The organism is Micromonospora deserti (assembly GCF_003236335.1).
Lineage (GTDB): Bacteria > Actinomycetota > Actinomycetes > Mycobacteriales > Micromonosporaceae > Micromonospora > Micromonospora deserti.
Genome location: NZ_POUB01000175.1, coordinates 1 through 12,831 on the forward strand (window position 1 = coordinate 1; position 12,831 = coordinate 12,831).

At 72.7% G+C, this 12,831-nt stretch carries 11 protein-coding genes; 5 read left to right on the top strand and 6 right to left on the bottom strand.

Features of this window, described 5'->3' with window-relative positions:
- Positions 1-194 precede the first annotated feature (194 nt).
- The 6 genes from C1I99_RS21660 to C1I99_RS21685 form a co-directional block, all read right to left on the bottom strand.
- Complete coding sequence (locus C1I99_RS21660) at positions 195-1,748, bottom strand: sensor histidine kinase (RefSeq protein ID WP_111136052.1); 1,554 nt, start codon at positions 1,746-1,748, stop codon at positions 195-197.
- A complete protein-coding gene (locus C1I99_RS21665; RefSeq protein ID WP_111136061.1) occupies positions 1,745-2,446 on the bottom strand; it encodes a response regulator transcription factor in 702 nt (233 codons plus the stop codon). The genes C1I99_RS21660 and C1I99_RS21665 overlap by 4 nt, the downstream gene beginning before the upstream one ends.
- Positions 2,447-2,553: 107 nt before the next feature.
- A complete protein-coding gene (locus tag C1I99_RS21670) occupies positions 2,554-3,159 on the bottom strand; it encodes a PadR family transcriptional regulator (RefSeq protein ID WP_111136053.1) in 606 nt (201 codons plus the stop codon).
- Entirely contained in the window at positions 3,156-3,989 is an 834-nt protein-coding gene (locus C1I99_RS21675) for a DUF4097 family beta strand repeat-containing protein (protein WP_111136054.1), read from the bottom strand. The genes C1I99_RS21670 and C1I99_RS21675 overlap by 4 nt, the downstream gene beginning before the upstream one ends.
- Positions 3,990-4,085: 96 nt before the next feature.
- Positions 4,086-5,003, bottom strand: a complete 918-nt coding sequence (locus C1I99_RS21680) for a lysophospholipid acyltransferase family protein (protein WP_111136055.1) — start codon at positions 5,001-5,003, stop codon at positions 4,086-4,088.
- Positions 5,000-5,776: a GNAT family N-acetyltransferase gene (locus tag C1I99_RS21685; RefSeq protein WP_111136056.1), complete on the bottom strand. Its 777-nt coding sequence runs from the start codon at positions 5,774-5,776 to the stop codon at positions 5,000-5,002. Before C1I99_RS21685 ends, C1I99_RS21680 begins: the two co-directional genes overlap by 4 nt.
- Before the next feature lie 218 nt (positions 5,777-5,994).
- On the opposite strand from C1I99_RS21685, the gene C1I99_RS21690 reads away from it, so the two are divergent.
- The 5 genes from C1I99_RS21690 (at position 5,995) to C1I99_RS33410 (ending at position 12,823) form a co-directional block, all read left to right on the top strand.
- On the top strand, positions 5,995-6,654 hold the full coding sequence (locus C1I99_RS21690) for a hypothetical protein (protein ID WP_111136057.1): 660 nt from the start codon (positions 5,995-5,997) through the stop codon (positions 6,652-6,654).
- A gap of 138 nt (positions 6,655-6,792) precedes the next feature.
- On the top strand, positions 6,793-7,728 hold the full coding sequence (locus C1I99_RS21695; protein WP_111136058.1) for an ABC transporter ATP-binding protein: 936 nt from the start codon (positions 6,793-6,795) through the stop codon (positions 7,726-7,728).
- On the top strand, positions 7,725-8,537 hold the full coding sequence (locus C1I99_RS21700) for an ABC transporter permease family protein (protein WP_111136059.1): 813 nt from the start codon (positions 7,725-7,727) through the stop codon (positions 8,535-8,537). The genes C1I99_RS21695 and C1I99_RS21700 overlap by 4 nt, the downstream gene beginning before the upstream one ends.
- 291 nt (positions 8,538-8,828) lie before the next feature.
- Positions 8,829-12,557: a multifunctional oxoglutarate decarboxylase/oxoglutarate dehydrogenase thiamine pyrophosphate-binding subunit/dihydrolipoyllysine-residue succinyltransferase subunit gene (locus tag C1I99_RS21705; RefSeq protein WP_111136060.1), complete on the top strand. Its 3,729-nt coding sequence runs from the start codon at positions 8,829-8,831 to the stop codon at positions 12,555-12,557.
- Between the two features lie 89 nt (positions 12,558-12,646).
- Positions 12,647-12,823 carry a DUF6104 family protein gene (locus C1I99_RS33410; protein WP_199562331.1) on the top strand — a complete coding sequence of 59 codons (177 nt, stop codon included), beginning with the start codon at positions 12,647-12,649 and terminating at the stop codon, positions 12,821-12,823.
- The last annotated feature ends 8 nt before the right edge of the window (positions 12,824-12,831 follow it).

The following is a 12,831-nucleotide window of genomic DNA, read 5'->3' on the forward strand; positions in this document are numbered from 1 at the left end:
GTCCGCGGGTGCGGACGTGGGGTGGGAGTCGGACTGCGCACGCTCGACGCGGGGCAGCTCGGCGGTGGGGTGCGACGGCTCGGCGTCGGCGGGCGCCGGCCGACGGTGCGGGTCGGACTCGTACTCGGTCATGGCTCCACCTTGCCCCGTGCCTCTGCGACCAGCCTGGAACCGGCCTGAAGGTTGGCTGAAAGTCACTCGCCCGGCTCGTCGCCCTCCGGCACCAGCGGCAGCCGGACCCGGAAGGTCGCTCCCCCGCCCGGGGTCTCGGCCACCTCGACGGTGCCGTGGTGGGCGCCGACCAGCGCCGCGACGATGGCCAGCCCGAGTCCGGTGCCGGTGTTGCCGCCGGCCCGGCGGGTCCGGGCCGCATCCGCCCGGTAGAACCGCTCGAAGACCCGCTCCGCCTGCTCGGGCGAGAGGCCGGGCCCGGTGTCGGCGACCTCCACCACGGCCAGGTTCCCCGGTTCGGTCCGCAGCCGCAGGGTCACCGAGGCGTCCGGCGGGGTGTGCGTCAGCGCGTTGGTCATCAGGTTGCCGATCACCTGCCGCAACCGAGCGTCGTCGCCGTAGACCACCAGCGGACCGGAGCCAGGCTCGATCTCCAGCTCGATCCGGCGGTCCGGCGCCACCACCCTGGCCGCCTGGACCGCGTCGCCGGCCAGCACCGGCAGCTCCACCGGGGCCAACGAGAGCGGCCGCTCCCGGTCCAGCCGCGCCAGCAGCAGCAGGTCCTCCACCAACAGCCCCATCCGGGCCGCCTCGTCCTCGATCCGGCGCAGCAGGCCGGCGGTCTGCTGGGGGGAGCGGGCGGCGCCCTGCCGGTACAGCTCCGCGAAGCCCCGGATGGTGGTCAGCGGCGTCCGCAGCTCGTGCGAGGCGTCCGCGACGAACTGGCGCATCCGCTCCTCCGAGCGCCGGGCCCGCGCCTCGGACACCTGGGCGGCCACGGCGGCGTCCCGGGCGCTGGCCTCGGCGGCCCGGGCCGCGGTCTCCGAGGCGGCACGGGCGGTGAAGGCGGCCTCGATCTGGGTCAGCATGGCGTTCAGCGCCCGGGAGAGCCGGCCCAGCTCCGAGGTGGGGCACTCCTGCCCCTCCTCCGGGTCCGGCACCCGACGGGTGAGGTCACCGCCGGCGATCGCGGCGGCGGTGCGTTCGATCTCGACCAGGGGCCGGAGGCTGGTCCGGACGATCGCCGCGCCGATCGAGGCGAGCAGGATCATCACCGCCCCGCCCACCAGGACGTCGATCCAAACCAGCCGCTTGACCGCCCGGTCCACGTCGGTGAGGTGCTGGCCGATGGCCGCCCACTGCCCGTTGGGCAGCTCGGTGTAGAGCATCCGCCAGCGCACGTCGCTGCCCTGCGCGTGGGCGGTGAACGGCTCGCCGGCCAGCTGCGCGAAGCCGGCGGCGTCGGCGGGCCACCGGGGCAGGTCGGCGGAGTCGAACCGCTGCCGGTCGAACCCGTTGCCGAGGACCTGACCGGTCTGCCGATCCGTCACCACCACCAGGTAGTCGGTGGGGATGCCCACCCAGTCCTGGTCGGTCACCACCGCCGCCGAGATGTTGCGCGCCGAAGCCTTGAGCTCGGAGTCGACCTGGCCGACCAGGTAGCTGCGGAGGAAAAAGGCGGTCAACGAGCTGATCACGAGCAGCGCGAGGGCGACCAGGGTGAGGACCGCGGTGACCAGCTTGACCCGGAGCGGGACGCTGCGCAGCCACACCTTCCCCTGGTGGTACGCGTTCACGCCGCCGGCTTGCGCAGCACGTACCCGACCCCGCGCAGGGTGTGGATCAGCCGGGGTTGGGTGTTGTCCACCTTGCGCCGAAGGTAGGAGATGTAGGACTCGACGATGTTGTCGTCGCCCCGGAAGTCGTAGTTCCAGACGTGGTCGAGGATCTGCGCCTTGGACAGCACCCGGTTGGCGTTCAACATCAGGTAGCGCAGCAGCTTGAACTCGGTCGGCGAGAGCTGCACCCGCTGGCCGGCGCGGTGCACCTCGTGGGTCTCCTCGTCCAGCTCCAGGTCGGCGAAGGTGAGCCGGGACGGCGCCTGCTCGCCCGTGCTGGTCCGCCGCAGCACCGCCCGGATCCGGGCGGTGAGCTCCTCCAGGCTGAACGGCTTGGTGACGTAGTCGTCCCCGCCGAGGGTGAGGCCGCGGATCTTGTCGTCGGTGGCGTCGCGGGCGGTCAGGAACACCACCGGGGTGCGGGTGCCGCCCTCGCGGAGCATCCGGATGACCTCGAACCCGTCCAGGTCGGGCAGCATCACGTCGAGCACGACCAGGTCGGGGCGGTGGTCCTTGGCGGCGCTCAGGGCGGCGCTGCCGCTGGTCGCGGTGGCCACGTCGAAGCCCGCGAACCGCAGGCTCGCGGAGAGCAGTTCGAGGATGTTCGGGTCGTCCTCGACGACGAGCAGTCGCGCCTCGGTCTGGGTAGCGGCCATGCCGACCATCATCCGCGCTCCGCCTGCGCCCGCGCTGGGGACTTGCTGTAAACAACCTGTGAGCCGCCCCGGGCGCCCGGCCCGGCGGCCCCGCCGCCGGCTGCTGCTCAGCGCAGCAGCCGGCGCAGCCCGTCCAACGCGCCGTCGAGCAGCCGGATCGCGGTACGCAGCTGCGAGTCGCTGAGCCGGCGGGCCCGGACCAGGGCACCCACCTCGACGGTGAAGGCGGCCAGCCGCTGGTCGAACTCCGCCAACGGCGCCGGCCCAGCTTCCGGGGCGGGGCCGGGTGCCGGGGCGGGCGGCGCCCACCGGGCCCGACGGGTCTGCTGGGCCGCCTCGCGCAGCTCCCGCTTGAGGTCGCGGACCGAGCCGCGTACCTCGTTCTGGATCTCGCCGGCCAGGCTGGAGAGGTCCTCCACCGAGGCGGTGATGTCCGACTCCAGGGCGGCCAGTTCGCCGGCCCGCTGGCGCAGCTCGGCCCGGCCGGCCTCGGTGATCTCGTAGACCTTGCGACCCCCGGCCGCGGTGTGGGTCACCAGGCCCTCCACCTCCAGCCGCTGCAGCCGCGGGTAGATGGTGCCCGCGCTGGGCGCGTACAGGCCGAGGAAGCGGTCCTCCAGCAGGCGGATCAGCTCATAGCCGTGCTTCGGGCCGTCGTCGAGGAGCTTGAGCAGGTAGAGCCGGAGCCGCCCGTGACTGAACACGGCGGTCACGGCAGCTCCTCCAGGTCGTCGGGGTCCACCGGGCGGGCGAGCAACGCGATGCTGCCCGAGGTCGCGGACGCCCAGAGCTTACCCTCGCCCGCGCCGAGCACCCCCTCGCTGTCAACCACCGAGCCGAGCGCGCCCGCGCCGCGTACCTGCGGGAACCCGCTGGTGATCCGGCCGGAGGTGGTGTGCAGCCGGACGGCGAGATCGCTGTCCTCGCGGACCCGGACGGTGATGCTGCCGGAGATCGTGCTGAGCCGGATCTCGCTGCGGCGGGGGTTGTCCAGGTCGCAGGTGATCGCGCCGGAGACAGTCTGCGCGTGGACCTGTCCGGCCGTGCTGTCGGCCAGGATCACCTCGCCGGAGACCGTCTCCAGGTCGAGGTCGCCGGCCACCCCGAGCGCCTCGACCGGGCCGGAGGTGATCTTCGCCGCCGTCCGGCCGCTCAGCCCCATCAGGGTGATCTGCCCGGATGTCACCTCGACCCGGGTCTGCCCGCGCAGGCCGGAGGCGACGAGCGAGCCCTCGACCAGGTTGAGGTCGGCCAGCACCCCGGCGGGGACCGCGACGGAGACGTCGACCCGGGACCACCGGGCCAGTGGCCCGACCCACCACCACAGCTCCGACCAGCGCCGGCTCCGCTGCTGGCGTACGGCGAGCCGGCCGTCGCGGTGCTCCACCAGGACGGGCCGGCGGCCGACCCGGGTGATGTCGATCCGGGCCGGTCCGTCGGTCGCCACCACGTTGAGCCGACCACTGATCAGGTGAACGTCCAGCTGGGCCACCGGCCCGTCCAGGGTGAGCCGCTGCGGGTCGTCGACGGTCCACCCAGTCATCGGTCTCCCCTTCCCGCGACGCGCCAGCAGAGGCACGTCCGACGGGAGAGACGGTAACGCGATACATCGCGATATGGCAAGCGGTTGTCGCGCCCCTCAGGCAGCCAGGCCGAGCTCCCGTTCCGCCGTGACCGCCCGGTCCGGCGTGCCGGGCACCGGGAAGGGCGCCGGCGGCGCGGCAGCCCGTGCCGGTACGAGGTGCGCCGCGGACTCGGCCATCCGGGCCAGCACCCGCCGGTCCGCGTCTACCGCTGGGTGCAGGGCGGCCGTGACCGTCACCGCCACCACCAGGTCCCGGGCGGCCAGCACCCGGCGCACCGACTGCCAGAGGTTCTCCTCGCCGAGGAAGGCTGCGGTGCTGGTCTCGGCATCGGTGGCGGCGCGGCGGTACCTGATCCGCAGCGGCACCACCGGCGCGCCGGCGTCGACCGCCGCCTGGAACATGGCCGGCCGGAAGCCACCACCCGGCCGGCAGTCCGCCGCGTCCCCGCACCAGGTGGTGCCCTCCGGGAAGACCGCCACCGGATGCCCCGCCCGCAGCGCGCCGGCCACCCGGGCCACCGTCCGGGGCAGGTCACGGGGGCGGCTCCGGTCCACGAAGACCGCGCCCGCCGCCGCGGCCAGCTGGCCGATCAGCGGCCAGCCCCGCACCTCGCTCTTGGCCAGCATCCGGGCCGGGGCGACGGCCAGCACCGCCAGGACGTCCAGCCACGACACGTGGTTGGCGACCAGCAGCGCACGTCGCCGCGGCAGCCGCCCCCGCACCACCAGGCGCACGCCGAACGCCCGTGCGGTCCCCCGCGCCCAGCCGCCGACGGCGGCCCGCCGCTCCCGCGCCGGCAGGACCGGCAGCAGCACCGCCAGGCCCGCGCCGACGACCAGCATCCCGAGCACCGCGGCGAGCCGGCCGAGCCGCCGGCCCGGCGACACCACCGGGACCTCGCCCGACGCCGGCAGGCAGGCCGGGCCGCAGCCGGAGACCGGCCGCCACAGGTCGTAGGGGGCCGTGGTCACCGCTCGACCCCGCCCAGGAAGTGCCGCAGATAACGCGGGTTCATCCGGTCGAGCGAGAAGAGCACGTAGAAGTCGGCCACACCGAAGTCCGGGTCGTACGCCGGCTCACCGCAGACCCAGGCGCCCAGGCGCAGGTAACCGCGGAGCAGCGGCGGCACCAGGGCCCGGCCGGCACTCCCCCCGGCGGTCGGCCCGGTCGGCGCGCCGGCCTCGGCGAACCAGGGGCGCAGTGGGCGGACCCGCAGCGGCGGCGGAGCCAGGTGCCGGGCCTGGACCTGTGCCCAGACCTCGGCGGCGGCCCCTCCCCCATCCAGCACCGGCACCGACGCGCAGCCGCCCAGCCAGCGAGACCCGCGCAGGTGCAGGTAGCGGGTGATGCCCGCCCACATCAGGTTGATCACCGCACCGGAACGGTGGTCCGGGTGCACGCAGGACCGGCCGGCCTCGACCAGGTCGTCCCGCAGCGGGTCGAGCGCGGCGAGGTCGAACTCGCCCTCGGCGTACCGCCGGTCGGTGCGGCCCGGCGGCAGCAGCCGGTACGTGCCGACCACCTCGCCGGTGCTCTCCTGCCGCACGATCAGGTGGTCGCAGTACGGGTCGAAGTCGTCGACGTCCAGGCCGGTGGCGTCCGGGCGCAGGGTGGCGCCGAGCTCGGTGGCGAACACCTCGTGACGCAGGCGTTGCGCGGCCGCGACCTGGGTCGGGTCGTCGGCGATCAGCAGGGTGTATCCGCTGGTCGTCAAGGGGGCGCCAGCGGCGTGCAGAACGGCCATGGCATCTGTGTAGGTGGCCCGGGTTGCCGGCGGTTGGGGTGAGGAGTGTCGATCCGGTGAACGGCGGTCGGCGGCCCGCCCCCAGCGGCCCGGGACGAATGCCCCGCGCGCCGCGGCGGTCGCCCGCACCGGCCGCCGCCGCTACCCGGGCGCGGGCGTGCGAGGCTGCCGGGGGCGTACCGGCGACGGGGCCGGGCGCCGCCACCCGGAGGTACCTGATGATCATCGAGTCGCGCTTCAACGGCCCGCCCGGCTCGGGCAACGGCGGCTGGAGCGCCGGGGTCTTCGCCGGCACGTACGGCGGACCCGGTCCGGTCGAGGTGACCCTGCGTCGACCGCCGCCGCTGGAGACTCCGCTGACGGCGGTCGACGGGGAGATCCACGACCCGGTTGGCACGGTGGTCGCCCGGGTGCGCCCGGTGCCGGACTTCCGGGCCGTGGTGCCGCCGGTGGACCTGCCGACCGCCCGGGCCGCCGCGGCCGGATACCCCGGCCTGCTCGACCACCCCTTCCCCGGCTGCTACGTCTGCGGCCCGGGGCGGGTGGACGGGTTGCGGCTCTTCCCGGGTCGGCTGCCCGACGGCCGGACCGCCGCGCCGTTCCGGGTGCCGGAGCCGGTCACCGACGCGACGGTCTGGGCGGCGCTGGACTGCCCGGGCGGCTGGGCGGTGATCGCCCCCGGCCGGCCGTACGTCCTCGGCCGGATCGCCGCGGTGGTCGCGGCGCCGCCCGATCCGGGCGACGAGTGCGTGGTGACCGGCGCCATGGTCGGCGGCGAGGGCCGGAAGGCGCTGGTGCACACCAGCCTGTACGGCCCGGACGGGGCCCTGCTCGGCTGGGCCCGGGCGACCTGGATCGCCCTGCCCCCGGCCGGCTGACCGCCGTCGTCCCCGGGGAGGAGGCCCTCCTGCCTGAGGTGGAGATGGATCTAGGGATCGCGCCTGATTGACCCGGTTGCGCCCGCCCGTCACGCTGTGCAACGGCGTACCCCGACGCCACCTCACGGGAGGAGAACGATGTCTGACGGGCAGCGAAGCCCCACCAGGGACGGTCAGATCGTGGTGTCCGGCCTGACGAAGGTGTACCGCAACGTCCGGGCGGTCGACAACCTGTCCTTCACGGTCGAGCCGGGCCGGGTGACCGGCTTCCTCGGCCCGAACGGCGCCGGCAAGACCACCACCCTGCGCATGCTGCTGAACCTGGTGACCCCCACCGCCGGCGAGGCGACCGTCGGCGGGCGCCGGTACGCCGACCTGACCGACCCGCTGCGGCACGTCGGCGCGGTCCTGGAGGCGTCCAGCGCGCACAAGGGCCGCACCGGCCTCAACCACCTGCGGGTGATCTGCGCGGCGGCCGGGCTGCCGAAGCGGCGCGCCGACGAGGCGCTGGCGCTGGTCGGGTTGACCCCGGCGGCGAAGCGCAAGTTCAAGGGCTACTCGCTCGGCATGAAGCAGCGGCTCGGCATCGCCGCGGCGATGCTCGGCGACCCGCGCGTGCTGATCCTCGACGAGCCGGCCAACGGGCTGGACCCGGAGGGCATCCGGTGGATGCGCGGGTTCCTCAAGAGCCTGGCCCAGCAGGGCCGGACGGTGCTGGTCTCCAGCCACCTGCTGTCGGAGATGCAGCTGCTCGCCGACGACGTCGTGATCATCGCCGCCGGCCAGCTGGTCCGGCAGGGCCCCGTCGACCAGGTGATCGGGTCGATGGCGCAGGGCGTCCGGGTCCGGGTCCGCACCCCGCAGGCCGACGTACTGACCGCCGCGCTCAAGGCGGAGTCGGTCACGGTGGCCACCGACGAGCACGGCACCCTGCTGATCGGCGGGGTGGATGCCCCGACGGTGGGCCGGGCGGCCCTGACCGCCGGAGTGGAACTGCACGAACTGACCACGGAACGGCCCGACCTGGAACGGGTCTTCCTGGAGCTGACGGCCGGGAAGGCGGACATCCGATGAACCTCGTCCGATCCGAGCTGCTCAAGATCCGCACCACCAGCACCTGGTGGTGGCTGGGCATCGGCGCGCTGCTGTCCATCGCGCTGGCGTTCGTGTTCAACGCCTGGGTCGTCAACGAGACGCTCAGCGGCAACGGCGAGAGCCTCGGCGTGACCGGTGAGCAGGCGACCCCGGCGGCACAGGCGGCCAACCTCTACACCTCCGGCCAGTACCTCGGCCTGATGTTCGTGATGCTGATCGGCATCCTGATGGTCACCAACGAGTTCTTCCACCAGACCGCGACCACGACCTTCCTGGCCACCCCGCGGCGCACCTCGGTGATCCTCGGCAAGCTCGTCGCGGCCAGCCTGCTCGGCTTCGCGTTCTGGCTGGTGACCACGGTGATCGACCTGGCTGCCGGGGCGCTGTTCCTGTCGCTGAACGATCACGGCACCCTGCTCGGCGAGTGGACCGTGCACCGGGCGCTGCTGTTCAACCTGCTGGCGTACGCGATCTGGACCGTCCTCGGCGTGGGCATCGGCACGCTGATCACCAACCAGCTCGGCGCGGTGATCACCGCCGCGGTGCTGTACCTGATCGGCACGCAGGTGGTGGGGTTGCTCTTCCTGCTGCTGGCGAACTGGCTGGACACCATGTCGGTGATCAAGTGGCAGGTGATCTGGCCCGCCGCCGCCTCCCAGATCATGATCAGCGGAGGCGAGTCCGAGATGACCCCGGCCTGGTGGGTCGGGGCACTGGTGCTGGTCGGCTACGCGCTGCTCAGCGGAGTCGCCGGGGTGCTCATCACCCGGCGCCGCGACATCTCCTGACCCGCTCCGGTCGTCCCGCGGGGGTGGTGCCGGCCGGGCACCACCCCCGCCACCGTTTCCGGACCGGGAAACGGGCACCGCCGACACGCCGCGCGTTACCAGCAGCCGACGGGACACGCAGCGTTTACCGAACTTCTGGCATCTTCTGTGAAACCGACCACGCGGCGGAGCCGGAAATGCCTGCGGGATCCGCACGGCGTAGCCTGGGAGCCGTCTCGTACGCGCTCGGAGCAAGGGCGCCGCCGGACACCGCGTGACACACAACCCGCGTGAAAGAGGCGATTACCGGCCGTGTCGACCCAGCAGACTTCGCAGGAGAACCCACTGGCGGGTTTCGGCCCGAATGAGTGGATCGTCGAGGAGATGTACCAGCGATACCTCGCCGACCCCACCAGCGTCGATTCGGCCTGGCACGACTTCTTCGCCGACTACCGGCCGGCGCCGGGCGCGGCCACCCCGCGCGGCGCCGAGCCGGCCGCCGCCCCGAAGCCCGCCAAGCCGGAGCCGGCCGGCCAGCCGGAGCCGGCCGCCACGGTCGCCCAGCCGACCGCCCCCAAGCCGGCGGAGAAGAAGCCCGAGCCCAGGCCGGAGAAGGCGGCGACCGCGAAGGCGGCCCCGACCAAGCCCGCACCCGCCAAGGCCGCACCCGCCAAGCCGACCGCCACCGGCCCGCAGACCACGCCGCTGCGCGGCGTGGCCGCGAAGATCGTCCAGAACATGGACGCCTCGCTCGCGGTACCGACCGCCACCAGCGTCCGCGCCGTCCCGGCCAAGCTGCTGGTCGACAACCGCATCGTGATCAACAACCACCTCGCCCGCGGTCGCGGCGGCAAGGTCAGCTTCACCCACCTGATCGGGTACGCGATGGTCCGGGCGCTGGTCGCGCACCCGGAGATGAACAACTCCTACGCCGAGGTCGACGGCAAGCCGGCGATGGTCCGTCCCGAGCACGTCAACCTCGGCATCGCCATCGACCTGGTCAAGCCGGACGGCAGCCGCAACCTGGTGGTTCCCTCCATCAAGGCGTGCGAGCAGATGGACTTCCGGCAGTTCTGGCAGGCGTACGAGGACGTCGTCCGGCGCGCCCGCCGCAACGAACTGACCATGGAGGACTACACCGGCACCACCATCTCGCTGACCAACCCCGGCGGCATCGGCACCGTCCACTCCATGCCGCGGCTGATGCAGGGGCAGAGCGCGATCATCGGCGTGGGCGCGATGGAGTACCCGGCGCCGTACCAGGGCATGTCCGAGGCCACCCTCGCCGAGCTGGCGGTCAGCAAGGTCATCACGCTGACCAGCACCTACGACCACCGGATCATCCAGGGCGCGCAGTCCGGCGAGTTCCTGAAGGTCATGCACGAGCTGCTGCTCGGCGAGCACGCCTTCTACGACGAGATCTTCACCTCGCTGCGCATCCCGTACGAGCCGGTGCGGTGGATGCGCGACGTGGCGGTCAACTCCGAGGGCCAGATCAACAAGACCGCCCGGGTGCACGAGCTGATCCACGCCTACCGGGTGCGTGGTCACCTGATGGCCGACACCGACCCGCTCGAATTCAAGATCCGCAAGCACCCCGACCTGGACGTGCTCCAGCACGGGCTGACCCTGTGGGACCTCGACCGCGAGTTCCCGGTCAACGGCTTCGCCGGCCGGCAGCGGATGAAGCTGCGCGAGATCCTCGGCGTGCTGCGCGACTCGTACTGCCGCCGGGTCGGCATCGAGTACATGCACATCCAGGATCCCGAGGAGCGGCGCTGGATCCAGGAGCGGATCGAGCGCAAGTACGAGAAGCCGTCGGCGGACGAGCAGAAGCACGTGCTCAACCGGCTCAACGCCGCCGAGGCGTTCGAGACCTTCCTGCAGACCAAGTACGTCGGGCAGAAGCGCTTCTCGCTGGAGGGCGGCGAGTCGCTGATCCCGCTGCTCGGCGAGGTGCTGGAGGCCGCCGCCGAGGACGGGCTGGACGAGGTCGTGATCGGCATGGCCCACCGCGGCCGGCTCAACGTGCTGGCCAACATCGTCGGCAAGCCGTACGAGAAGATCTTCTCGGAGTTCGAGGGCCACCTCGACCCGCGCTCCACCCAGGGCTCCGGGGACGTGAAGTACCACCTGGGCCAGAACGGCAAGTTCACCGCCCCGGACGGCGAGCACTCGGTCAAGGTCTCGGTGGTGGCCAACCCGTCCCACCTGGAGGCGGTCGACCCGGTACTGGAGGGCATCGTCCGGGCCAAGCAGGACCGGATCGACCTCAAGCTGGAGGGCTACACCGTGCTGCCGCTCGCGGTGCACGGCGACGCCGCCTTCGCCGGGCAGGGCGTGGTGGCCGAGACGCTCAACCTGTCCCAGCTGCGCGGCTACCGCACCGGCGGCACCGTGCACGTGGTGGTCAACAACCAGGTCGGCTTCACCACCGCCCCGGAGTACAGCCGCTCCAGCCTCTACAGCACCGACGTGGCCCGGATGATCCAGGCGCCGATCTTCCACGTCAACGGCGACGACCCCGAGGCCGTGGTCCGGGTCGCCCGGCTGGCCTTCGAGTACCGGCAGGCGTTCAACAAGGACGTCGTCATCGACATGGTCTGCTACCGCCGGCGGGGGCACAACGAGGGCGACGACCCGTCGATGTCCAACCCGCAGATGTACAAGATCATCGACTCGAAGCGGTCGGTCCGCAAGCTCTACACCGAGGAGCTGATCGGGCGCGGCGACATCACCGTGGAGGACGCGGAAGAGCTGCTGCGCGACTACCAGGCACAGCTGGAGCGGGTCTTCAAGGCCACCCGGGACGCGGCCACCACGCCCCGGCAGCTTCACCGGCCGCGCCGGGAAGACGAGCCGGAGCCGCAGGTGGAGACCGCGACCGACGCCGCAGTGGTCAAGGCGATCGGCGAGGCGCACATCAACCTGCCGGAGGGCTTCACCCCGCACAAGCGGATCCAGCAGCTGCTCGACCGGCGGGCCAAGATGTCCGTCGAGGGCAACATCGACTGGGGCTTCGGCGAGATCATCGCGTTCGGTGCGCTGCTGCACGACGGGGTCACCGTCCGGCTCGCCGGTCAGGACTCCCGCCGGGGCACCTTCGTGCAGCGGCACGCCTCGATCGTGGACGCGCGGACCGGCGAGGACTACCTCCCGCTGAAGTCGCTGACCGGCGACGGCGAGCGGTCCCGCTTCTTCGTGCACGACTCCCTGCTCAGCGAGTACGCGGCGATGGGCTTCGAGTACGGCTACTCGGTGGAGAACGTCAACGCGCTGGTCTGCTGGGAGGCCCAGTTCGGCGACTTCGTCAACGGCGCCCAGTCGGTGATCGACGAGTTCATCTCGTCCGGCGAGGTGAAGTGGGGCCAGCGCTCGGCGGTCACCCTGCTGCTGCCGCACGGGCACGAGGGGCAGGGCCCGGACCACACCTCCGGGCGACCGGAGCGGTTCCTGCAGCTCTGCGCCGAGGACAACATGCGGGTGGCCATCCCGACCACCCCGGCGAACTACTTCCACCTGCTGCGCCGCCAGGCCCTGTCGCCCAAGCGCAAGCCGCTGGTGGTGTTCACGCCGAAGTCGCTGCTGCGGCACCGGCTCTGCGTCTCCGGCGTCGAGGACTTCACCACCGGCACCTTCCAGCCGGTGCTCCCCGACTCGGCCGCCCCGGCGCCGGAGTCGGTGAAGCGGGTGCTGCTCTGCTCGGGCAAGGTCTACTACGACCTGTTCCAGGCCCGGCAGGAGCGGGGCATCACCGACACCGCGATCATCCGGATCGAGCAGCTCTACCCGATGCCGGTGGAGGAGATCCGGGCGGCGCTGGCGCAGTACCCGAACGCCGAGGACTACGCGTGGGTGCAGGAGGAGCCGGCCAACCAGGGCGCCTGGTCGTTCGTCGCGCTCAACCTGCTGGAGCACCTGGCGGACGTGCGGCTGCGCCGCATCTCCCGCCCGGCGGCGGCCGCCCCCGCCGTCGGCTCGGCCAAGATGCACGAGGTGGAGCAGACCGCGCTGATCGAGGCGGCCCTGCCCCGACCCTGACCCGACCCGTACCGCCAGCACCGGGGCAGCGACCGTCCGCACGACGGCCGCTGCCCCGGTCGCGTGGGCGGCCTTCGAGAGGACACACCATGTACTTCACCGACCGCGGCATCGAGGAGCTGGTCGAGCGCCGGGGCGATGAACAGGTCAGCCTGGAGTGGCTCGGCGAGCGGCTGCGCGACTTCGTCGACCTCAACCCCGAGTTCGAGACCCCCATCGAGCGCCTCGCCACCTGGCTAGCCCGCCTAGACGACCCCGACGAGTAACCCACCCC